At 40.1% G+C, this 23,755-nt stretch carries 16 protein-coding genes; 2 read left to right on the forward strand and 14 right to left on the reverse strand.

The annotated features are described in order from the left end of the window. Positions 1-15: 15 nt before the first annotated feature. The 8 genes from JMF81_RS13275 to JMF81_RS13310 all read right to left on the reverse strand — a co-directional run bounded on the left by JMF81_RS13275 (position 16) and on the right by JMF81_RS13310 (position 16,656). Positions 16-3,129 (reverse strand): N-acetylmuramoyl-L-alanine amidase, encoded by a 3,114-nt coding sequence (locus tag JMF81_RS13275; protein ID WP_201311916.1) that lies wholly within the window; start codon positions 3,127-3,129, stop codon positions 16-18. A 49-nt stretch (positions 3,130-3,178) separates the two neighbouring features. After that, on the reverse strand, positions 3,179-3,778 hold the full coding sequence (locus JMF81_RS13280; protein ID WP_201311917.1) for a GerMN domain-containing protein: 600 nt from the start codon (positions 3,776-3,778) through the stop codon (positions 3,179-3,181). A gap of 221 nt (positions 3,779-3,999) precedes the next feature. Further along, positions 4,000-4,950, reverse strand: coding sequence for a glycosyltransferase family 2 protein (locus JMF81_RS13285; RefSeq protein WP_201311918.1), 951 nt, complete (start codon positions 4,948-4,950; stop codon positions 4,000-4,002). 9 nt (positions 4,951-4,959) lie between these two features. Then, positions 4,960-7,146 (reverse strand): ArnT family glycosyltransferase, encoded by a 2,187-nt coding sequence (locus JMF81_RS13290; RefSeq protein WP_201311919.1) that lies wholly within the window; start codon positions 7,144-7,146, stop codon positions 4,960-4,962. Positions 7,147-7,398: 252 nt separating this feature from the next. After that, positions 7,399-9,234, reverse strand: a complete 1,836-nt coding sequence (locus JMF81_RS13295; RefSeq protein ID WP_201311920.1) for a hypothetical protein — start codon at positions 9,232-9,234, stop codon at positions 7,399-7,401. 12 nt (positions 9,235-9,246) lie between these two features. Next, on the reverse strand, positions 9,247-11,784 hold the full coding sequence (locus JMF81_RS13300; RefSeq protein WP_201311921.1) for a glycosyltransferase: 2,538 nt from the start codon (positions 11,782-11,784) through the stop codon (positions 9,247-9,249). A gap of 136 nt (positions 11,785-11,920) precedes the next feature. Then, on the reverse strand, positions 11,921-13,813 hold the full coding sequence (locus JMF81_RS13305; protein WP_201311922.1) for a glycosyltransferase: 1,893 nt from the start codon (positions 13,811-13,813) through the stop codon (positions 11,921-11,923). A 140-nt stretch (positions 13,814-13,953) separates the two neighbouring features. Beyond that, entirely contained in the window at positions 13,954-16,656 is a 2,703-nt protein-coding gene (locus JMF81_RS13310; protein WP_201311923.1) for a YfhO family protein, read from the reverse strand. A 203-nt stretch (positions 16,657-16,859) separates the two neighbouring features. On the opposite strand from JMF81_RS13310, the gene JMF81_RS13315 reads away from it, so the two are divergent. Together JMF81_RS13315 and JMF81_RS13320 are read left to right on the forward strand one after the other, a co-directional pair. Next, the gene (locus tag JMF81_RS13315; protein ID WP_201311924.1) at positions 16,860-17,282 is read left to right on the forward strand and encodes a GtrA family protein; all 423 of its coding nucleotides are present in this window, start codon (positions 16,860-16,862) and stop codon (positions 17,280-17,282) included. Between the two features lie 4 nt (positions 17,283-17,286). Further along, positions 17,287-18,021 carry a PIG-L deacetylase family protein gene (locus JMF81_RS13320; RefSeq protein ID WP_201311925.1) on the forward strand — a complete coding sequence of 245 codons (735 nt, stop codon included), beginning with the start codon at positions 17,287-17,289 and terminating at the stop codon, positions 18,019-18,021. A 103-nt stretch (positions 18,022-18,124) separates the two neighbouring features. Here JMF81_RS13320 and JMF81_RS13325 read toward each other — a convergent pair whose 3' ends face one another. From JMF81_RS13325 to JMF81_RS13350, 6 genes are all read right to left on the reverse strand, one after another. Next, complete coding sequence (locus tag JMF81_RS13325) at positions 18,125-19,057, reverse strand: glycosyltransferase family 2 protein (protein ID WP_201311926.1); 933 nt, start codon at positions 19,055-19,057, stop codon at positions 18,125-18,127. A gap of 15 nt (positions 19,058-19,072) precedes the next feature. After that, entirely contained in the window at positions 19,073-20,296 is a 1,224-nt protein-coding gene (locus tag JMF81_RS13330; protein ID WP_201311927.1) for a CdaR family protein, read from the reverse strand. Then, the gene (gene cdaA, locus JMF81_RS13335) at positions 20,274-21,155 is read right to left on the reverse strand and encodes a diadenylate cyclase CdaA (RefSeq protein ID WP_378171622.1); all 882 of its coding nucleotides are present in this window, start codon (positions 21,153-21,155) and stop codon (positions 20,274-20,276) included. Before cdaA ends, JMF81_RS13330 begins: the two co-directional genes overlap by 23 nt. Continuing rightward, positions 21,149-22,126, reverse strand: coding sequence for a hypothetical protein (locus tag JMF81_RS13340; protein WP_201311929.1), 978 nt, complete (start codon positions 22,124-22,126; stop codon positions 21,149-21,151). Before JMF81_RS13340 ends, cdaA begins: the two co-directional genes overlap by 7 nt. Next, positions 22,104-22,559, reverse strand: coding sequence for a hypothetical protein (locus JMF81_RS13345; protein ID WP_201311930.1), 456 nt, complete (start codon positions 22,557-22,559; stop codon positions 22,104-22,106). Before JMF81_RS13345 ends, JMF81_RS13340 begins: the two co-directional genes overlap by 23 nt. A gap of 160 nt (positions 22,560-22,719) precedes the next feature. Beyond that, positions 22,720-23,640, reverse strand: coding sequence for a C40 family peptidase (locus JMF81_RS13350; protein WP_201311931.1), 921 nt, complete (start codon positions 23,638-23,640; stop codon positions 22,720-22,722). Between the last annotated feature and the right edge of the window lie 115 nt (positions 23,641-23,755).

Genomic DNA, 23,755 nt, shown 5'->3' on the forward strand with positions numbered 1-23,755 from the left:
TTATTATTTTTATTTCTATGCTTTTTTCAAACTATCTATAAGTTTAGAAATAGAAACCCCGTAATTTTCAGATGTTGCCCATCCGTATCCGTTCGGATTCTCTTTCTGTCCCAGAATCTCTACATACTGTGCACATCCCCTCTTTATTCGATCAAATCTTGGATCTACACAGCTTTGCTTTAACTCATCAGTTGATGCATATGCTTTTAAATGCTGAATTTGTGCACGTACTCCTGTCCTGACATCTTCAAAACTTGCTCCACATGCTCCTCCGTCTGTAGCTCCAATTCCCGCAAAATTATATTGTTCAATTTTAACTTGTCCGCCAAATTTCAGCCATCCAGTTTCTTTCATTGTTTGTGCCCATGCTACCTCTGCTTTTATCCCTTCTGCCTTGGCCTCCTCATAATATATACGTGCGAAATCTTCTATTGTTGCAGCTCCACCTTCTTTCAGCGCTTCCGATGGATATTTGATAGATGAATGCTTTTCATAAAACCTTACCATTTGCTGAATCGTTGTAGAACTATTTCCGGAAATTTTGTAAAAAATATTTCCATACTGACTAACCGGAATCAAAACTCCATTCGCTCCATAATATTTATGATTGGCAAAACCATTTTTTAATAATTCTCCAGTACTTTCTCTGAAATAATAAGATTTTCCATTTATTATTGTTTCACCTTTTGCCATGGCTCCATTACTTTCATAATAAACTCTTTTATTTGGAAAATTGTACCATCCAGTCACCATGGCTCCTGTTAACTCTTTAAACAAATACCATTTCCCGTCAATTTTTTTCTCACCTTTAACCATGGCTCCATCCATTCCATAGTACACCTTTTTGTTTGTGAAACTATGCCATCCGGTTTTCATAGCCCCTGTCAAATATTCGAAAAAGTACCATTTCCCATCGATCTTTTTCTCTCCTTTGACCATCACCCCATCACTTCCATAGTACACCTTTTTGTTTGTGAAACTATGCCATCCGGTTTTCATAGCTCCTGTCAAATATTCGAAATAATACCATTTCCCGTTGATCTTTTTCTCTCCTTTGACCATCACCCCATCGTTTCCATAATATACTTTCTTGTTTGTGAAACTATGCCATCCAGTTTTCATAGCTCCTGTCAAATATTCGAAATAATACCATTTCCCGTTAATCTTTTTCTCACCCTTAACCATGGCTCCGTCACTTCCATAGTACACCTTTTTATTCGTGAAACTATGCCATCCGGTTTTCATAGCCCCTGTCAAATATTCGAAATAATACCATTTCCCATCAATCTTCTTCTCACCTTTGACCATGACTCCATCACTTCCATAGTACACCTTTTTATTCGTGAAACTATGCCATCCTGTTTTCATGGCTCCTGTCAAATATTCAAAAAAGTACCATTTACCTTTAATCTTCTTTTCACCTTTGACCATCACCCCATCGCTTCCATAGTATACTTTCTTGTTCGTGAAACTATGCCATCCTGTTTTCATAATTCCCTTTTTATCAAAGTAATACCATTTTCCATTAATTTTCTTCTCCCCTATTACTTTTTGTCCATTTTCATAATAATATCGATTTCCTTTGCTATCTGTCCTCCATTCACCTTTACTTATCCCTAAATATTTGGCAATCCCTGACGCATCCGCCACACCCAGCTTTTTAAGACCTGCCTCCGTCTTAAGATATGTATTCACTTCCTCTGTATTCGTAATAAAAGCATGTTCAATAATAATACCTGGAATATTTCTCAGCTTGCTGTATCGCTGTACAGAATAATAATCCGCCGCACTGCCATCTGCATACTTCTTATTATTCACGGCATTTTTTGAATAAATAGGTGTTGCCCGTTTCGTTATTCCGATTTTTTCTAATTCGTCTAAAACAGCACCTGCCAGTTTTTCACCTTCTGACGCAACTGCCGGTCTCCAATTTTTGTTCTGAACAATAACTTCTGCTCCTTTCGCTCTGGATGAAGTAAAAGAATTCAAATGAAAACTGACAAAAATCTGGGCACCTGCATCTGCTGCTGCATTCACTCTGTCTTCAATGCAGTCGGAACTTGCTTTATTAAACGGACACTCTGGTCCCGTTCTCGTCATATAGACTTCAACTCCTGCATATTGCTCCAATTCTTCCTTGCAATACTTTGCAATTTTTAATGTAAGTTCCTCCTCTTTCAGCCCATTCGCATGAGCTCCAATGCTGTTCGCATCATGTCCGGGATCTAATGCCACCATTATTTTTCCAGAACGCGCTGCCCCAATCCTTGTCCTGCCAGTCGTTTCATTCTGAGCTTCATTCAAAGCTGCGGCAATACTTGTCTGCGCCTTTGCAGTACCATTTTCATCAATTACAGCCACAGAAGCACCAGCTTCTCCACTTCCATCATTGGTAATTGGCTGCAATTCATCAATTCCCTCATATTTTTTATTTACGCCAAATTCTGCCTGGACATTCAAATTAGATAGACTGATAGTTTCTTCCTTATCTTCTGCAATGAGATGAATCTTTTCTGCTTTATATATACCAGAGGCTGCGCTGCTGTATTTCTTTTCAAAGAGATACACGCCATCTTTCTGTTTTGAAAGCAGCCAGTTTTCTTTCTTTCCGGACTCATCTTTTACCGTTAAAGTAAGTGTTTTAACCCCGCTTATCGCTTTTTCAAAAGCAATAACGATTCTTTGTGTCCCTGGGGTTTCTAAATACGGACTTTCTATGTACACAAAATTAATTTTTCCTGCAGCGATAGATGAGGTTTTCTCTTCCTCTTTTTCTTCCATCTGCTGAGAATCTTTATTTGCTTCTAATGCTTCTAAATCTCTTTTCTCCGTACCTGCAGTGTTGTTTGTTTCATTTTTTTCTTCTGGCATATTGGCTGTGCCATTCTTCTCCTGCTCAGTTCCCTTTTTCTCTAAGTTATCTGTCTTCTCTTCCGTCGCTGTTTCCGATGATTTTTGATCTATATCCTTCTGTGTAATCGCCGTACTGTTCTCCTGTACTTCTTGACTTTCCTCTTCCACCGCTGCAACATTTGTTCCAACTATAGCTGCGGTCCCCGGAGATACAATGCTTAATATCATTGCAAAAATCAAAAAGCCTGCCATTATCTTCACTAATCTTTTCTTCATTACTCTTTCCCCCAATATTTAATATCTCTCCACTACATGATTAAAAAATTTACAGATCATTTATTCTGCCTATATAGCCTTCAAAATCCGCTCCATGAGCGGTCTGAAATACTTCTCCTCCTTCCGTTAATTTTATTTCCGTGCAATCATATGCCTCCAGATATGTATTAACAATACAGCCTATAACTGCTGTCTCTCCCGCTGTTCCCATAGTACGAATGTATTCCCCGGTTGCCTTATTAAAATCCAAATTTATTTGTTTCTTTTCCTTATTGACTTTTATACTCAGCAACTTACAGCCTTCTGTTAAAACTTTTTGTTTCTGCAAAACATTCCATATATCATATTCATCTTCAATTTCAAACCCTTCCCCTATTACTTCTGCACTTGCATCATCAATAAAATAAATCGTAACCTGTTTTTTCTTTTTGATTAAAGTATCTTTCTCCTCATCTGTTGTTTTTTCAGCAGAATTTTCTTCCGTTATTTTTGATTCCTCTGATGCTGCCTCACTTCTGTCACTTGTATTGCTTTGTGCTGATTTTCTCTCATTTTCGCTTTTCTCTCTTTTTCTTGAACATCCGGCAGCCAGACAAAAAATCAGGCTCACAGCAGCAAAGTACACAAGCAAACGCTTGTACTGTGCCATTTTCCCCTCCTCATTTCATTCAGTTTATAATCTATTGTACAAATAGTATCATCTATATCTATCTTTTTCAATGAAAATAGTATTTATACAATAAATTAGACAATATTTTTATTTTTCTCCCCTCAAAAATCCTTCACAAAACAAAAGAAGCCTGCCGATGACCTGAATCCGTCATCTCACAGACTTCTTTGTATCCCTTTTCAGTTAAGACAAATTTTAATTTACTGTGTATTCAGTACATCGGAAATAATATACCGCGGCCGCTGTTTGGTTTCATTGTAAATTTTACCAATGTATTCACCTACAACCCCAAGTCCCAGCAGTTCAATTCCACCTAACAGCCAGATGGAGCAGGACAGGAAGGCCCATCCTCCTACTGTAAAGCCTAATGCTTTTCTTATGAAAGAATAGATGATGACCAGAATGCTTCCTAAAAAAATGAGAAATCCTGTCATGGTAACAAATCGAATCGGTTTAATGCTAAAAGAAGTAATCCCATCCCAAGCAAATGCGAGCATCTTTTTTAATGGATATTTAGATTCACCAGCAAACCGTTCGTTTCTGTCATAAGTCACCGTTGTATACTTATATCCGATCAGCGGAACAATACCTCTCAGGAACAGATTGACTTCCTTAAATCCTTCTAATCCCTCCAGCGCCCGTTTACTCATCAAACGGTAATCTGCATGATTATATACTGCGTCAACTCCCATCAATGCCTGAAACTTATAGAATGCCAGCGCCGTATTCCGCTTAAAAAATGTATCTGTCTCTCTTTTATTTCTTACTCCATAGACAATATCATATCCCTCGTAATATTTTTCTACAAACTGATCGATCGCATTGATATCATCCTGAAGATCCGCATCCAGGGAAATCACCATATCCGCATATTCTTTCGCTGTCATCAGTCCTGCCAGCAGGGCGTTCTGATGCCCTCTGTTCCTGCTGAGAGAAACACCGCTGAAAACGGAATCTTTTTCATGCAGTTCCTGGATAATATTCCATGTATCATCTTTAGATCCATCATTTACAAACATAATACGGCTTTTTATGGAAATCATACCCTCGGATACCATCGTCGATATCTTTTCTTTCAGTCTCTTTGCCGTCTCATGTAAAACCGCTTCCTCATTATAACAGGGAATTACCAAATATAATATATCCTTCATCTTATCTCTTCAGACCTCCCGCGCTCCAATTGTTTTATAGAAAAATACGCCAGCAGCAATTTCTATTATGATCACCATGCTCCAGATCAAAAGAAATATCCGCTGTGAAAAAATTGAATCCATGTGCTGCTCCGATACGATAAACGTTAAATCATTGGCCGGCTTTGCCTGACCGCCAGCATAAAAACAGCCGTCAAGATAGTAATCCGGCGATTTCTTATAGCCATGGTACGAAGGGAAAACCGCAGTATTCACCCCTATATACTCCTCATACTCCTGACATGGGCGAATGGCTGCAAACATTTTTTCTTTATCAGCATGTATTTGATCTAAATGGAATGTGTGCATTTTATTGTCTTCTATATGATCAGAAGAAAACGTTTTTTCGTAAATCGTTTTCTTTTCACTGTTCAGAATCGATAAGGTGTATTTCTGTCCTTTCAGCTTATGCGGATTTATAAAACTAATTTCTATCGTATTAAAATCTCCTTCCGCTGTAAAAGACTGTGCCACACCCTCAGATCCTATTTCTTCCATTCTTCCATCCCTGTACAAGGTATCCTGCTTTACTCTTAAATCCTTTTGTATGCTCCGCTCTGGCACATACTGAAAATAGGATAAAGTTCCTATGACGATCGTAAAAATCACAGCAAAAATGCTGATTCCTTTGATCCATGGCTGTAACGATCGTCGATTGAAAAGGTATTCCTTCTGATCATCACGCAGGATTTTTATACTGTCGATTTTAAAAATTCCCGATAAACCAATGATACTGTATGACTGAATGATATAGAAAACCGGCAAAAAGCAGAGAATATATTTAGGCTTCACTTCCCAGAAAATATAAAATACAATTCCGCCTAAAATCGTAATGAACATCCAGGCATTAACATCTGTTTTCCGTCTCAGCGCCAGTATCACACCTGCAAAAACAAAAATTAGCATCGTACAGCGGACGATTTGAAGCCAGTATTTAAAGGCTTTCGACGATCGGCCTGTCGTATACTTATACAATGTATTATAACTTTCAACGGTTGTCTGCAGCCGCTCTGTGACTGCCGCCGATGACCAGCTTTTACTGATCTTTTTTAAATACAGCTGTTTCAGACCCAGGACGCCTCTTTCCTTTATCCTCTCTTTTATGGTGCTGATATTTTCATTTACCTTTTTTTCATAGCTGTCCTGGGCTTTCGTCGTATTGTTATCTTCTGTTGTGTACATTCCGTTTTCGCTCAACCCCAATTTTAACCAGTGAGTGACCGGATATTCATATCTTCTGTCTTTTACGCCATATGTGTTCAGCATACTGCTGATTAATATCATTGCACAAAATAATCCGATGACGATAAAAGCGAATCGTTTCAGGAAGGATTTCACCGGATATTTTATAAACAGAAACATACAGATTGCTATGAGCGGGAAAACTGCCGTCATACGTATCTGCCCGCCAATAAAAATAAGAAAAGCGGATAAAATCAAAAACAGAATTTTCTTCTTTTTTGATTCCGTCTTCTCTGCATGAAGAAATAATAAAACTCCTCCCAGCATAAACGGCATACAGATGGTATCTGTGTAATAATGAGATGCCCAGATGAACAGCATCGGATCGATCAGAAACACGATCAGACTGATTACTCCTGCTTTCAGTGACCATAAAGAACATATTTTATGCGTACACCATGCAGATAAAAAGATCATAACAATATTGAACCCGATGCCAGCCGCATTATAATCTGTAATCCCTAAATGTTTTGCAATAGAAAATAAAAAGAAAAGAAAAATCGTAAGCGGCTGCTGATTTGTATAGCCGGCATAATACTCTATATAAGATATTTTCCCATTTTCCAGCATATTAACAGCTTCGGCATGAATATTGATCAAGTCATACGGCGGAACATAGATAAGCTGGGTTCCAAAAAAAATAAGCTCTGCCAGTATTGCTGTCAGCAAAATAAAGCTGATTACCTTCAGCCTTTTTTCGGAACACTTCTTTATAATCCTGGCTGCAGCCATAAGACTGAAACTCAAAACAAAGATACCCAGCAGCAATACCGCCGGACTATATTTGTCGATAGACGGTTCCCCATTGATGTAAAATAGTCCCTGCCAGAAGCAAATTCCCACCAGTATTAATAAACTCGCAAGAAGAATCCTGTAAAACTTACCGCAGACTTTTTCTTTTATCACATTTCCCATTGTTCCCTCCTGCATCAAATAATTCATTTGATTATATTTCAAAAATCCTCTGTCATTGGTTCGGTCTATACTCTTCAATATCGCCTATTATAGATTAGTAATAAACTTTTGTCAAAAAATATCTTTTAAATATATGTATTTTAACATCAGTTTTACTTTTCTGTTATATTCGTATAACAAAAAATCAGTTTCTGTCCCCATGTTGCTTATTGTACTTTCAGAAACTGATTTCTTATAATGATGATACTCTTTCTATTTTTTCATTAAAATCTCTTCCCAGCTTTTTTCCATATAACTTAGATAATCCTGTTCACTGTTAAAACATTTTTCATCCTGTCTGATCAGCTTCTGATTCTTATAAACTAAGATCTCTTTTCCGAGAAATTCCATGCTGATCCAAATTGGACTGAATTTCCATTCCGCCGCTGCGATACATCCCTCAAAATATCTCAAATACCCGCTCATAAATGGAGAGGACGTTAACATATCCCTGTCAATTATTTTCAAATAATTTATCTGGTATTTTTCTTTCAGACGCTTCGAATCATATCGTTCGACAGCACAGATTGTAAGATCCATATCTTGATTTAACAAAGTCCCCCTCTGGATCTCTTTTAAAATTTCTTCTATGCAGTGTAAATCTCCATCTATGATATACGCTTTCTTTTTTTCATTGGGCAGAGGCAGCAATTCTATTTGTCCTCTTCCACAGGCGCTTATCTTTTCTGACGCCACAAAAAATTGATCTTTCTGATACCAAATCAGATTATTGCTATCCTCCTGCTCCGGTATCACATTCCCTGCCGGATAATAAAAATGCTCTCCCTTTCCTTTCATAATAAAGTGCCGCTTAATGGCTTGTATCATGTCAGATTTTGACGGGAAAATAATTTTATCAAATATAAGCTGATACAGCTGCATCATGTTGAGAAAAGATTTTTTCTTATTTTTCGTCTGACACCTTTGTTCTTCCTGCTCCAGATTTCTCGATTCGATACGGATTTTTTTCTTGGCTTTTACTCCACCGGCGATTACCGGCCATACAGCGCTGTGATTACCGACATAAATAACAGCATCAAACTCCACATTGCCCCATAATCTGCGGCACTCCCGCTGCACTATCCTCTGATTCAGAAATTTGTATGCCCTTTCCAAATCTTCAAAGGCGTGAAAATTTTTCAGCAAATACTGAATATCGATATATTCCTCCATGCTGCACGAAAAAGAGCCTTCCCGATAAATCAGACGGACATTGGAGTTTAAATTGTTTATTTCCTCATCTTCTATATTTGCTGCCTTCTTCATGGCCAGTGTAATATCATACTGACGGGAATCCAGAGAGTCTGCGATAACACCTATCATTTTCCCCTCTTCCCTCATTCCCTGTCCATTTAATATCAGGATTTTTTTCCTGGAAATATCTAAGTTGACGCTCTGTTTGTCATTCTCAGATATCCTGCATCTCAATTCAGAAATCCAGTTCTTTTTTATCTGATTTTCTGATATAACCGCAATTTCCCCTTCAAACAAACCCTTTAACTGATAATCTAGTTCCAGAATTCTTTTTTCTTCTTCTGTCTCCACAAAAATCAGAGAAGAATTCATAAACCAGGAGATTCTGTTTTGTGCCAGCCAGCTGCGCCCTGGTTTTCCTTTTACAAAAGATAGAAAACGGATAACCATCTGCTGTTTCTTTTTCACAAAATATTTTGGCAGCCCGTTACCCGCAATTATAAATTCCGCGCACGCAATCGCTTCTTTTGCCTCTCTTCTGTTTTCCTCTAATATGAAACTTCTGTATTTGGCTGGCAGTACTTCCTTTTGAACTTTATTTGATATAATGATGAAAAATGACTTTTCTTTTTCCTTCATTTCCGACAGCATATAATCTGCCATCATTCGAAAAACAGGATTCTGCCTGTCCTCCTGATGAAAATAATATACGATTTTATTTTTCGTTATCGGCAGATCATAATACTCTCCATATATAATGCCATCCTTGATTCTCCCTTTTCGCTGGCTCATTTTATTTTCTAAATCTGTTTTGAAATCACTGTATACATCTTTGAAAGAATTTAAAGATTCCATATTTCCCCTTCCTCACTGTATCGCCATCTGAAATTCTTCATATGCTTCCTGATTATAGGTTCCCAGATCAAATTTGCATTTAGGCACCGTTCCTTCTATCAATGTTTTCAAGCCATTGTATATACTTTCCTCATCTGTTCCGATCAGCAGCTGCCCGTCCGGATACAGGCTGTCGTTTACCGTAGAGAAGTCAGATACAATAATCGGCAGTCCGCAGGCTCTTGCTTCTAAAAGCACCATGGGCTGTCCTTCGTGAATCGAAGGCAGAATAAAGCAGTCACTCCGCTTCATAAACGCAAAGGGATTCTCTATGTTTCCAGTCAGCGTTATATACGGACATAAGTCCAGATTCGAAATACATTCTCTGATTTTCTTTTCGAGAGGTCCCGCTCCTATGATAAACAGCCTTGTTTTTTCGTATTCTGCATGCAGTCTGGAAAATGCATGAATCAAAGCAGTCTGATTCTTTTCCACCGACATCCTCCCCATTGTCAGAAAATTAATGTTCTCTCTTTCCGGAAGCCTTATAACATCCACTCGTTTGGAATCCCAGCCTGTCTGACTTTCATTTTTCATCAGATATTCCCGGTTCTTTATTTTGATGGTCTCCTGATGCCGCAGATAATATTCCATTCTTTTCTGATTTACCGTATTTTTAGCATACCTGAATTTCTGATATGTTTCTTTTACAGCCAGTTTTTCTCTGTTCACTTTCATGACTTCTCTGCTGCAGGAAACCAGAAAATCAAAATAGGGATACATTGAGACATTATAATGCAGACACTCCCAGTTCTTTTTCTTTCCATTTACTTTTTTATTCATATCCGCCAGTATGTCATTGTGCAGCCAGATTGACTTTTTCTTTGCTTTCCCTGTACTTAAAACAGAGGTTAGAATGACATTATACCCCTGAAAATCAACGATATAATCAAATTCTGCCATTCCAAAAATCCGCCTGTACTCCCTCGCATACATTTCCCACGGACAAATTCTTTTCCAGACGGGATGGTACAGTCCATGACGGACGGTTATCACTCTCCGCTGTTCTTCCTTCGTCGTAGAAATCCGAAATCCACACAAAACCAGTGTCCGGACATTTTGATTTAATCCATTGACCTTTCCGTGTTTTGCCGGATCTTTCGGATTATCTCCTACCAGAGCCGTAACATCCCAGTCATCATAATTCATCTGCTCCAGCAAGCTTAAAAACGAATGCGTAATACCGTTTTCCGCTAATCCTCCACAGGATATCAGCAGCCGTTTCTTATTATGCTGTCCTGTTATGGTGCTGCATGTTTTTCTCTTCTCAAAAACAGCGTTTACAATTCTCGCGCAGACATCTCCATCATCCCTGCCGCAGATATCCTGGCGCATTCTCTGGTATTTTTCTTTAAATTGTTCCTGAACTGTCTCTATGTCTCTGATATTCTCGGCAATATCTGAAATACAATCGCTGCAAGGACCGGGAAGTTCATCTAACCTGATATTCAGCCCCCGCATTTCCTTGTAGTGTTCCAAATCCGGAACATAAAATAAAACAGGCCGGTTTAAAACCAGATAATCTAAAAAAATGCTGGAATAATCTGAAATCAGCATATCTGCCAGGATCATCAGTTCATTTGCATCAACTGTGGCGGGAATTAAGAGATTCCGGTATTCTTCCCTGTCTTTTAACTGCTGATATACATACTGATGAGGTTTGATCAGAATCTGATACCGCTCCTTTCCAATGATTTCTTCCAGCTTCTTTTTTACTTCCAGCAGTTCTTCTGGATTTACCTTCAGTCCTCCCTCCTGGGCTTCTCTCCATGTTGGCGCATATAAGATCACTTTTTTATTCCGGTCAGCTGTAATCCCATATTGTTCCAGCTTTTTATATACAGCATCCTTTCTTTCATGAAACAGCAGATCATTGCGCGGCTGTCCTTCTTCTATGATCTTTCCCGGGAGGAGTCCTTCCATCTTATAACTTTTCAGATACATTCTGGTCATCCGTTCATTTGCTGACAAAAGATAATCTGCATGCAGAAAATTACGGACTGTATTGGCGGAACTGCTGTTTCCGCCTTTTACTTCATATCCCATGCTTTTCAACGGAGTTCCATGCCAGGTATTGATATAAATCTGCTGTTCTTTCTTTGCAAAGTATTGTGGATAAGTCGTATTGTTGATCAGATATTTCGCACTGGCCAGTTCGTAAAAATACTCATCACTTCCAAATAGAACAAACCGTACATTAGGATTTTCTCTATATTCCCGCAGAGCAGGCTGATTGTTTTCAAAATCATCCAGCACCCATACATGTGTAAATGCACGATATCGTTCTCTGGACATTAGCTCCAGAAAAATGGCGTATGGATTATCAATCATCCCTCTGCCCCAATAGCTTTCATAAAGGATTTTTTTATCGTCTATTTTCGCTCTCTTGTATGCTTCCGCAAATTTTACACTGGCTCTCCGGGTTCCTGTCTGGTTTAGAAAGACACGGCTTTCCTTTTTTATCGTTTCCCATTCCTGCCGGATTGTTTTTATTTTTCTCAATGCATTCATACAACCGTCTCCATCTGTATTCATTCTATTCTTTCATTTGCTGATACCCTCATTTTCTTCATTCTTCTGCAAAATTATTCTTAAAATTAAGAAAGAATCCTGCTTTACAGGATTCTCCGCCTGCGGAGGGGCGTTTTCATTTTCCTTTCAGCAGGTTTTCAAATTCCCGGTAAGCTTTTTTGTTATACTGTTCCGGCTTGAAGTGATAACCACATTTTCTATTTTGATACAACTGCTTCATTCCCTGGTATATGCTCTCCGGATCCTGTTTTACCACAATCTGTCCAGCCGGCATACAGACATCTCTCCTTGTTTCAAAATCCGAAATAAGAATCGGAAGACCTAATACCCGTACTTCCAGGACGGACATCGGCTGTCCTTCATACAAAGAAGGCAGAACAAAACATCCGCATTCTTTCAGCAGGGCAAACGGATTCAAAAGGTTACCGGTTAAAATCACATCACGCTCCAGATGGTATTCTCCGGTCAGCTTTTCCAATTCTTCTTTTAACGGTCCGTCTCCCAGAATGTACAGCTGTGTATCATGGTATTCTTCGTGGAGTTTTCGGAATGCTTCAATCAGGTTTTTCTGGTTCTTTTCCGGTGACAGCCGTCCCATGTTCGCGTATACCATACAATTTTTCTCCGGACGCTGAAAACGCCGGTATTCTTCGATCTGATCATATGGCACCTCTGCGTCTGTCCGCACCCGGTCCGCTGAAAAACTGTTCCTGACATATACAAATTTATCTCCTGCTGCCTCACTGTCCAGTGTTTTCCGATTCAGATTTCTGACACTCTCACTGCAGGCCACGATTTTATCATAATATGGATACAGAGAAAAAACGGTTCCCAGCGTTTGCTGCAGACTGACGCCCTTTTTTAATTCCTTTTTCGTCTCCCGGCCCAAATCACTGTGCTGCCAAATATATTTTCTGCCCTTCTTTACTGCAGCAAAGAGCATCCCATAGTGAGGACTGTATCCTGTAAACTCAATAAGATGATCAAAATCAGCTCTGCCGAACATTCTGCGGAACTCTCGTTCCATATACTGTCTCAGGGCTTCTCTTTCCGCTGCCTCAGCGGGGATCCCCTGCTTCAGGGCTTTTTCATATCGTTTTTGTTCCTGCGGCGTCCCGTTTGGCGCTCCAAATCTTGTAATCACCCGCACATTAGGATTGACCGCGCATATTTTCTCCCGGTTCGTTCCTTCCCGGTTCAGTACAGCCAGCAGAGTCACATCATATTTTCTATAATCTATGGAATCCAGCAGGCTCAGCAGAGAATATGTTACCCCATTTTCTCTCAGGTCACTTCCATAAAATAAAACGGTTTCTTTTTTCCGAGCTGCTTTTTTCTTTATTTTTTTCAAAATCGATTCTTTCTTTGGAATTCCTGCATGGTCGATGATAATGTTTAAAAGACGCGTTCCATTTTCTTCCCAATTTTGCAGACTGTTATTATCCATATCCAGTCTGGGCTCTCCTCCCCGCAAAATGATTCCTTTGTATATTCCTTTCAGCTTAAAAGATTTCTGATAGATTTCCTCCATCCTGTCATCAGACGCCAGCAGATAATCTGACGCCAGAAAATTCCGAATGATATTCCTGACTTCTACATTTCCATCCCGGGCGTCAAATCCGTATTCTCCCGGTTTCATCTCATGCCAGGTATTGAAATAAATCTGCCCCTTCCGCGGTGTATAAAAAGAAGGAAATGCAAGATCATTGATCAGATACGCGGCGGTTGCCGCATGATACAGATATTCTTCGCTCATATATCGAATGAAATGCACATTTTGGTCATTTTTATAAAGTTCCATGATCCTGGCATTCTCCTTCCAGTTTTTCATGACCCAGAAATGCTCATATTGTGTAAAGTCTTTTCTTTTCCGAAATGCCCGGAAGATACCATACGGATTGCCAGTCATTCCTCTCCCATAATCAGCTTCGTATAAAATATGATTTTTTTCAATTTCATGCTGCGTATAAAATTTTGCATAAACCTGCCGGCGTTCCTGTTCTTTCATTTTCCCATTCTCCTGTCTTCAATTTATGTTACGGAATATCATGGAAAATATCAAAAAAATGCAGGTAAGATTTCTGTTAGATGCTCGTAAAAAGCAAAAGAGACCAACTCCGCATCTGGAATCAGTCTCCCTTCTTTGATTTATTTTTCCTTTTTGATCGTCTTTTTCTTCTGCATTGCGATAACAAATACAATAAAAATGATCCATGCCGCTGCGCTGACTGCAGCCCCAATCTTAAGTCCTGGCGTTGTATAGCTTAATTCTATGGTATGGGCGCCCTTTTCTACCGGAATTCCCATATACATGCCATTTGCCTGATAGATCTTCGTTTCTTTCCCGTCAACGTATGCCTTCCAGCCGCTGGAATAAGGAACTGCCACACAGACGATCTTTTCCCGGTCTGTTTTTATCTCTCCGAAAAAATGATTGCCGCTGTAAGAAATATGTTCCAGCGCATTCTTCTGGAGGTTCTGGATTTTTTGTATGGTGTCTTCCCGGTCTACTTCCACCAGATACAGCTGATCAAACTGGTAAGTTCCCGGTGACAGGAAATATAATTTTATCTTTTCCTTGTCTTCTGTTCCCCGGTGGTTAAGTTTTACCATATAATCTGTACGGCCGAAATAGTACGGACTGAATGTACTCTGAATATAAATCTTTTTACTGATGTCATTTTGTTTCACCCGGATTCCATCCGTACTCTTCTTTCCGCTCATGAAAATATTTCCTGTATTGCTCTGAGAATCATCGTAAACCAGATTCTTAAAGTACAGATAAGTTTCCTTATCCGGATTCGCCGGAATCGTTATCTCCGCGTATTCTTTCCCTTCCGGAGATGAAATCCGGTTTCCGGACAGTGGAATCGTTGTAACCGATGTGTTATCTGATACTTTTTCCTGTTTTACAGAGCATCCTTCGATTTCCTCCTTCAGCACGATGTTTTCCAGCATAGCCTGCTCCCTGCCGACTCCGTTCAGCGCCTCATACTGATTCTCGGTAATGTAAGTATCGTAGCTGTAGGCCAGCGGCAGCGCATATTGATTTTCATACAGACCGACCTTTCCATTCTGCTTAATTTTCTTAAATCCATACGGCACATCATTTTCCTTGGATGTAGTCATGTATTTCACCCCTGACAATGTCAGGAGCCCCATTCTCTGATCCAGGCCGTGATATTTATCAGAATACTGCATTCCCAGCGTCTGAAAACTGTTGATGGTCTTTGAAATATTCCCCGGAGTGATGCTGTAATATCCGCTGATCGTATTCAGATTATTATACAGTCCATAATTCTTATATTTGTATCCTTCTGCATGGACTCTGTATAAGGAATCATCCTTTATCTGATTCAGCATCTCCACCTGTTTTGCCTGCAGAGTCTCTGCCGCGGTTCCGTAATCCAGAAATTCTTTTACATATCCCTTCTGATCCATATCAAAACGGTAGTATCCGTGAACTCCTGCAGAAACCACCATCAGCACCGCTATACAAATCCGGCAGAGTTTGTTTTTATGATCCCATTCCCTGCTCTGTGCCAGCAGAAAAACAAGGAAAAATACTGCCATCAGCGCTCCTGCCAGAAGATTCCCCTGATTATTGCCCAGCAGCGATTCATTGCCGGAGAGAAGACTGATGCCGACAATGGCAATATAAAGAACAATGCCGGCGGCGATTCCTATTTTCTGCTTCTTTGACATCAGGAAAAACCTTGGATACATCTCCGCAACCAGCAGCGCTGCAATAAAACTCAGAACAAAGCTCCAGCGGTTGCTGGCATAAGAAAATCCATTGAATGCGAAGCCGAAAATCGGAAATGCCAGCGCTATGATGCAGGCCAGAAACGCAGCCTTATATTTTTTGTGTTTCATCCTCTGAGAGAAGAGAACAAATAAGATCGCAATTCCCGCGATTGGAAGATACCCTACATTTGTATTGTTTCCCGCATTTCCATATCCGATGATGTTATCCAGCACCAGCATATAATATTTTGCCGGATAAACGATCAAAGTTAAAAGATTCACACCATTTCCATAACGTCCATTTCCCAGAAATCCTATGACAGACGGTAAAAGAACGGCCGCCGCCATGGCAATCCCCAGTACATAATATCCGATAAACTGCCCTACCGTCAGGAAAAACTTCCTGATCCTGTCTTCTTTTACATACTCATAAAAACGAATCCATGCATAAATCACAGAAAAGATTGTCAGCATGTACAGGAAATAATAGTTGCTCATTGCCGCTACGGCCACAGTCAGAATAAACACATAAGGTTTTTCCTTTTTATAGATCTTTTCGATTCCAAGGCAGAGCATTGGAAAATAAATCATGGAATTCAGGAAAAACGGATGCCGCAGTCCCAGGCGGAAACTGAATCCGCAAAATACATAGACCAGTGCTCCCATTACAGTGCCGAAACTTCTTTTCTTCATCTTCCTGCTGTATATGACAAAAGCCAGGCCAGCCAGATACATTCGAAGAAGAATCATAAAATTATACATCTGCTCCATATTTTTTTCCGGCACAAGCCCATACAATAAATTCAGAGGATCTCCTACTCCGTAATAGTTCAGCGTTGCAAGAATATCCGCTCCATATCCTATGCTCATATTCCACATGGGAAATTCCAGATGTCCGCTGAATAAATTGGAAACTGCCTCTCTGATCCACCGTCCGTAACAGGTCAGCGCAGTAAAGTGCTGGCTTAGTCCGTCTTCCACTCCTGCTCCCCATATGAATCCCTTGCCTTCTTCGTAAAACGGATAAAAGGCCGCGGCACACATAACAAGAAACATCAGCGTATAGATCAGATATACTTTCCCTCTTTTCCTTTCTTCTACCATCTCTTTTCTACTCCTTTATTTTCTCCTATTCCATATTCTGATCAGCGATTCCTGATCCGCAGATCATACTTTCAAATTGTAGTATATCAAATTACAGTTGAAAAATCTTAAAAAATGTCTTAAGATATTAGCTATATTAAGACAAATTTCTTATATCAGGAAATTTGTCCATGTTTTTGTTTTATAAGGAAAAGGAGTAGGTTATGCTGCACGTTGTAAAAAAGCTTTATCATGATTCACGGATCCGTTATCTGTTTTTCGGCGGATGCACCACTTTAGTGAATCTTGGACTGTTTGCGGTTTTGAAAGGCCCTCTGGGCATTGATTACCGGATCAGCAATTTCTTTTCTGTTGCCGCGGCGATCTGTTTCGCCTTTGTCGTCAACAAATTGTTTGTCTTTCAGTCCAAGACATCTTCTTTCACTGAAGGGTTTCGGGAATTTATCCGTTTTGTCCTCGGCCGTCTTGTTACCATGGCCGTAGAGGTGGGCGGCGTCCCTTTCTGCGTAGAAATTCTCCATCAGCCGGAAATGATTGCAAAACTGGAAACTCAGGTAATTGTCACCGTTGTCAATTACTTTATCAGCAAGTTCCTGGTTTTCAAATCAACAGGCGGAAAAGTGTGACTGTATGAGATATTTTGATCGAGTACAAAAAATATTTCTGATTGCCTGCATGGTGTTTGCTTTCTTCTGCATTATGAATACAAATCCTCCTGATACAGAGGATTATGTCGATACTTCCTATCTGAATAAAATTTGTCTGGATCATGTCGACCGCATTATGATCGTTGCGCATCCGGATGATGAAAGTCTCTGGGGCGGCGCTCACCTGGCGCAGCACCGCTATTTTGTTGTATGTCTGACTAATGCAAAGACCTATAACCACCGGCGCTACTGGGAATTTAAAAATGCTATGAAGATCACCAATACGCCAAATATTATCCTGAATTATCCGGATTATGAAAATGGACACCGTATCGACTGGGCTCCATATGAAAAAGAAATCGAACAGGATATCCGGTCTCTTCTTTCTTATCGTGACTGGAAAGAAATCGTTACCCATAATCCGGATGGCGAATATGGACATCAGCATCATATTGCTGCTTCCCGCATTGTGACAAAAGTCTGCAAAGAAACTGGCCAATACGACCGTCTGCAGTATTTTGGCATTTACCAGTGGGATTTGAAAGATGTAAAAGATATTGTAACCGTTGACCGCAAATATCTTGAGATCAAGCAAAAGATGTTCCGCCCATATTACAGAGAAAGAAACACCATCAAAAAACACCAGCTGATGCACCCTTATGAACAATGGATCAAAGCATCGGACTGGAATAACGCAAAAAGAAAGTTCCATAAATAAAAGAAAAGCGAAGAATCTATACATAACACAGATTCTTCGCTTTTTATTCTGGAAAAAGCTTCTTCATAAATTATGATTTGCTTCATTGTCTGACAAAAAACTTTTATTCTTCATCAGATCCAACTATTTCCGAAATAATATACCTTGGTCTCATTTTTACTTCTTCATAAATCTTTGAAATATAGTATCCGATCACACCGAGACTGAACATCAGAACACTGCCCACAAATAACAGCAGCAAAATGACCGTTGTAAATCCTTCTACAGCGTGTCCGGAAAAATACATATAAAGAGACTGGATACCTAACACCACCGCAACCAAAAAGAAAATAAATCCAAAAAATGTTACAATCTGCATCGGCGCCGCACTAAAAGCCGAAATATTGTTGACGGCATATTTTACCAGAGATTTGAAAGACCACTTGGATTCTCCTGCTTCTCTTTTCTGTACGTCAAACTCTACATATGTGGTCTTAAATCCAACCCAGGAAGATAAGGCGCGGAAAAAAACATTCCGTTCCGGCAGCTTCAGATATTCATCCACTACCTGTCGATCCAGAAGCTTGAAATCAGACGCCCGGGACATATCAATGCCTGTGGCGTTGCTGATGATCTTATAGAAAGTTTTTGCAAACATCTTATAAATCGGGCTTTCTTTTCCCCTGGATGCTTTGATTCCTTCAATTACCTGAAATCCGCTTTCCCATAAACGATACATGGTTACCAGCGTCTCCGGAGGATGCTGCAGATCACAGTCCATAACTGCGACACATGCACCTGCTGCCTGATCAAGTCCGGCAGAAATGGCCGATTCTTTTCCAAAATTCCGGGAAAAACAGACTCCTTTGACATGAGTGTTTTTCTCCTTCTGCTCCAGGATCTTATCCCATGTTCCGTCTTTTGATCCGTCATTGACAAAAATCAGCTCATAAGGAATTCTTTCCCTTTCCATAATATCACTGATTGTTTCTGTGGTTTTTTCAATCATCTGCTCTTCATTATACGATGGAAGAACAATCGATAATGTTTTATCCATAGTTTCGTGGTCTCCTTATTTTACCGTAATCGTTGTGCTGACATTTCCCTTGATCGATACATTGTCAATATCCGTCAGCTGTACCTGAACTGTATGAGTTCCTTCTTTGTACAGACTCATATCAATCTTTGGATTCAGATCTTTTGCTTTTACACCATCCACTGCAGACTGCAGTCCTGTAAGCTGAACTTCTATAGTTTCATCATCAAATGTCACATCATAATTGTCCGTATTATTTTCCAATGTGATCTGACTGACTGGTATCTCCAATGTACGCTCTTTTTGCTTTTCAATGTTGGCACGTATCACGATATTTCCAATGTCGCTGGCATCTTTTACAAAGCTGATGCCATCTGGAAGTTTAATCTCTGATGCTTTAATCGTCTTTTCCACATCTTCCGCGCTGTTGGAAATGTCCAGTGTTGCCAGTTCAATCTCATCAATCTTATCAAGATCATCTGCATTTCCTGTGATCTCAATCTCTTTCGGCTTATAAGTTACACTTCCCAGAATATATCCGCTCGCCGGACTTCCCTTTGTTTTAACAGTAAACGGAACTGTCTTGGTCTTGGAAAGCTGTACGTGTACATGGATCTCCTTCGTATCCAGGGTAATATCATTCTGACTGATCTCTTCCCCGTCGGAATCATAACATTTCAAGGTCTGTGTCGTCGTGACATCTTTCTTCAGTCCGCTTACATCCACTTCCGCCACAACCTCATCAATCTGACTGATCGTGCTTTTTGGGCCTGACACCGATACCAGATTCGGGCTTGCTGTCTGATCTGTCACCGTATAACCGCTGGCAGGCTCTCCTTTGACCTTGACTGTTACCGGGAACTGGTCACTCTTTAAGTCTTCCAGAACGATCTTAACCGTTGCGTTTCCTGTATCAATCTCCAGCTGCTCCTTATATTTGAGGGCATCCACCTGAATTGGTATTGCATGAACATCAGACATGGAAGAAACATCCGCTGTTGCCCGGAAATCTGATTTCTTTAACTGGTCTACAATATCCTTTTTTCCCCGCACGGTAAAACTTACCGTATCCCCGTCTTCGATGGTATATGTCTGATTCAGGTCATCCAGCACCTGTTCATTCAGCATATCAACCGGTACATCGGAAAAGCTTCTTGTAATAACAGGATTGTCTACATTAATGACAAATACCCATAATAAGAACGCAAAAATAACGGAAAATATTTTCAAAACCAGGTTATTCCCTATTTTTTCTTTCATTGCGATTCAGTCCCTTCCATAACTTAAACTTCTTGCTGCTGGTATTTTCCTCCCGCAGAACAGAAAGTTCATCTCGAAATTCCTGCGGAGCCAGGGCATGCTTGATCTTGCCGTTGACAGCAATGGAGATATCCCCTGTCTCTTCAGAAACGATAACTGTGATACTGTCAGACACCTCACTGATTCCAACCGCCGCACGGTGCCGGGTTCCCAATTCCTTTCCGATCTCCACACTGTCACTCAAAGGCAGGTAACAGGTTGCAGAAACAATCCGGTTATTTCGAATGATGACCGCGCCATCATGCAGAGGTGTATTATGTTCAAAAATATTGATCAGAAGCTGACTGCTGACTTTTCCATCGATAGGAATTCCCGTCCTTTCGTACTCACCCAGCATAACTTCTCTCTCAATTACGATCAAAGCTCCTGTTTTCACTTTGCCCATCTCAATGGCTGCTCTGTAGATTTCCTGCAGGGTTCTGGCAGTATAGCCTTCCTTGACCTGATCTGTATCTGTGGAAAAAATATTCGCGATCCAGTTCTTTCTTCCCAGCTGTTCCAGGGCACTCCTAAGTTCCGGCTGGAATACGATCAAAACAGCCGTAATTCCCACACTCATCGTATTCGCCAAAATAAATGTGATCGTATGCAGCTGCAGAAGATAGGCTGCCAGCGCAATACAAAGCAGCAATATAATTCCTTTTAACAATACCCACGCTCTGGTTGTCTTGATCCATTTTACAATCTGATAAAACAAAATACTGACAATCAGGATATCCAGTACATCTGTAAAACCGATCCGGGGTATTGATAACCAATATAAATATTTTCCAACTGTATTAACAATATTGTTCAAGATTCCTCTCCCTTATCATCATGCTTCTCTTTATGCTTCAAATAAAATCTCCTGGCAGGTACAATTACTTTCTTTACACTCATTTCTTCTTCCATAGAGATTTTCGGTATCGCCCTTACATAATAATAATACTCTTCATCTTCATATTCAAAATTTTCTTCCCTGGTATAATCAATGACGCTGTACAAAAACTGCCCCGCCATAACAATCAGCAGACTTGCCAGAATCATCAGAAGCTGCGGAACGATATGGACTTCATTGTCTAAGAAATATCCTCCGGTCAGCACAGCAAATAAATACAGTCCTCCGCCTGCAAGAATTGCGATATACCATCCATATGCGATCCAGAGCTTTCGTATTCCTGCAACCGCCGCAGTGACTATAATAAACACCAGAAGGCCCAGCATCAGCTCTTTATTCTCAGCCGTACTGCTCATGATCAGGCTGTAAATCTGTCCCCCTTCGTTTCCGCCTCCGCTCATCTGGCGGATTCCTTCCTGTACTGTGACAGCGAAATAATAACAGCAGGATCCCATTAAAATAGCAGGAAGTCCATACAGCCCGATAAACGATCCTACAACGATCGGCAGCACTGCCGGTATATGGAAATAAAAAAGAACCGGCGTCATCAATAACAATAATTCTGTCTTTTTAAACATTCTCTGATAAATAAGATAATACAGTCCGATCACAATCAGATATAAGATTCCAATTTCCATGGCCAGTGCGGACAGCTGAAAGGCAACAATCAGATGATATAAAAGAAAAATGACGGAAACCGGCAAAAAAATACAGGCAATTCCCAGGATCAGGAACATAAACGGCTGCGACAGCAGAGAACCGTAGGCGTACATTTCTCCTGCCACATAAAACAGCAATGCTCCCCCGATAAATTTACCCGCAAGGCGAAGCACCCTTCCATTAGAAGAAAGAAATTTTAAAATCCGTTCTCTAAATATTAATAGTTTCTCCATCTTCCTTTTCCTCCGAAATGATTGTAGGACTGTCATCCTCCTTCTCTTTCTCTTCATAAAGCCGAAGGAGTTCTTCTAACTGCTTATCGTAAACCCTGGTTCTTACTTCTGCTTCCTGATATTCCCGTTCTGCCCTCTTCTTCGTAAAATGAATGTAAATGAGGAACAGCAGAATATAAGAAACCAGCAGTCCCAGCAGAATCAAAGTAAGCTTATCCTGACGCAGCATGGAAAGGACCAGATCCATCTGAAAAAACGCAAGCAGAAGGATAATGCCCAGAAACGCCACCGTCAGAGCCATGCTTACTTTAATGATTTCCAGCCGGACATAGTCCTCTTTCTGATATCGATTGATATAGAAGTCTTTTCTGCCATATTCTTTTTCATAGCGGGCAAGTTCCGTCATAATCTTCACTTTCTCTTCTGAAATCACCGATATCACTCCGTTTCATACACATTTGAAAATGTTCTGATCTATGGACTGTCCTGTATCCAATACGGATATTATAGCATGTAAGATAAGAAAAAAAAAGGCAGAACCCATGAGGTTTTGCCTTTTCCTTATTATCTTTTTCTTAAATTTCTTACGAAAATTAGTTTGCAATTCTTCTTACGCTTAATACTGTACGGTAATTTGCCGGTGATGTGATCTTGATACCGTCTTTTGCGTTACTTGCATGTACGATCTTATTGTTTCCAATGTAGATTGCCACATGTCCTGAATAGCAGATCAAATCTCCCGCTTTTCTCTGAGACCAGCTTACTGATTTTCCAGCGCTTCTCTGTGAAGAAGATGTTCTTGGAATGCTATATCCAAATTTTTTATATACAGACTGTGTAAATCCTGAGCAGTCTGCTCCCTTTGTTAAGCTTGTTCCGCCATAGCGGTATGGATTTCCAACAAACTGCTGTGCGTAATTTGCAATCTGCTGTCCTTTACTGCTGCTGGATGAAGTTGAACTGCTGCTTGCAGATGATCCTGGTTTCTTTGTGGACAAATACTGGCTGGAGACATATCTTGTCTTTCCGCTGTGTTTTACCTTTGTCCAGCTTCCGCTTTTTCCATAGCAGGAAACTTTTGATCCTTTTTTGTAGGATCCAACTTTAGATGAGCTTGTGCTCGCTTTGGATCTGATATTCAAAGATGATGCTGTGACATATCTTGAATATGCAGAAGTACTTGTACTGGAACTGCTTGTGCTGGATCCTGGTTTCTTTGTAGATAAATACTGGCTGGAGACATATCTTGTCTTTCCGCTGTATTTTACTTTCGTCCAGCTTCCGCTTGTTCCATAACAGGTAACTTTTGTTCCTTTTTTATAAGATCCAACTTTAGATGAGCTTGTGCTCGCTTTGGATCTGATGTTCAAAGATGATGCTGTGACATATCTTGAATATGTAGAAGACGCAGATACATTTTTTACATTATTTTCACTGGTAATTACTGAAACACCGCCTGCCATCATTAAGCTCATTGCACATGCCGCAGCCTTTGTACAGAATTTTCGGTACATAGTTTCTTGTTCCTCCCAATTAAAATCACTTTATTACATTTCTTACATTTTTCTTACAACGACTAATATATCACATTTATTACGCCTTGTAAACACTTTTTTCAATAATTCTGTA

It is taken from the genome of Anaerostipes butyraticus (assembly GCF_016586355.1).
Taxonomy (GTDB): domain Bacteria; phylum Bacillota; class Clostridia; order Lachnospirales; family Lachnospiraceae; genus Anaerostipes; species Anaerostipes butyraticus.

Bases quoted from the DNA above. Each gene is read 5' to 3' on its own strand.
- JMF81_RS13340 (WP_201311929.1), bottom strand. From the start codon at position 22,126: ATGGAGAAACTATTAATATTTAGAGAACGGATTTTAAAATTTCTTTCT.
- JMF81_RS13310 (WP_201311923.1), bottom strand. From the start codon at position 16,656: ATGGTAGAAGAAAGGAAAAGAGGGAAAGTATATCTGATCTATACGCTG.
- JMF81_RS13315 (WP_201311924.1), top strand. From the start codon at position 16,860: ATGCTGCACGTTGTAAAAAAGCTTTATCATGATTCACGGATCCGTTAT.
- JMF81_RS13330 (WP_201311927.1), bottom strand. From the start codon at position 20,296: ATGAAAGAAAAAATAGGGAATAACCTGGTTTTGAAAATATTTTCCGTT.
- JMF81_RS13350 (WP_201311931.1), bottom strand. From the start codon at position 23,640: ATGTACCGAAAATTCTGTACAAAGGCTGCGGCATGTGCAATGAGCTTA.
- JMF81_RS13290 (WP_201311919.1), bottom strand. From the start codon at position 7,146: ATGGGAAATGTGATAAAAGAAAAAGTCTGCGGTAAGTTTTACAGGATT.
- JMF81_RS13275 (WP_201311916.1), bottom strand. From the start codon at position 3,129: ATGAAGAAAAGATTAGTGAAGATAATGGCAGGCTTTTTGATTTTTGCA.
- JMF81_RS13280 (WP_201311917.1), bottom strand. From the start codon at position 3,778: ATGGCACAGTACAAGCGTTTGCTTGTGTACTTTGCTGCTGTGAGCCTG.
- JMF81_RS13325 (WP_201311926.1), bottom strand. From the start codon at position 19,057: ATGGATAAAACATTATCGATTGTTCTTCCATCGTATAATGAAGAGCAG.
- JMF81_RS13305 (WP_201311922.1), bottom strand. From the start codon at position 13,813: ATGAAAGAACAGGAACGCCGGCAGGTTTATGCAAAATTTTATACGCAG.
- JMF81_RS13320 (WP_201311925.1), top strand. From the start codon at position 17,287: ATGAGATATTTTGATCGAGTACAAAAAATATTTCTGATTGCCTGCATG.
- JMF81_RS13285 (WP_201311918.1), bottom strand. From the start codon at position 4,950: ATGAAGGATATATTATATTTGGTAATTCCCTGTTATAATGAGGAAGCG.
- JMF81_RS13300 (WP_201311921.1), bottom strand. From the start codon at position 11,784: ATGAATGCATTGAGAAAAATAAAAACAATCCGGCAGGAATGGGAAACG.
- JMF81_RS13295 (WP_201311920.1), bottom strand. From the start codon at position 9,234: ATGGAATCTTTAAATTCTTTCAAAGATGTATACAGTGATTTCAAAACA.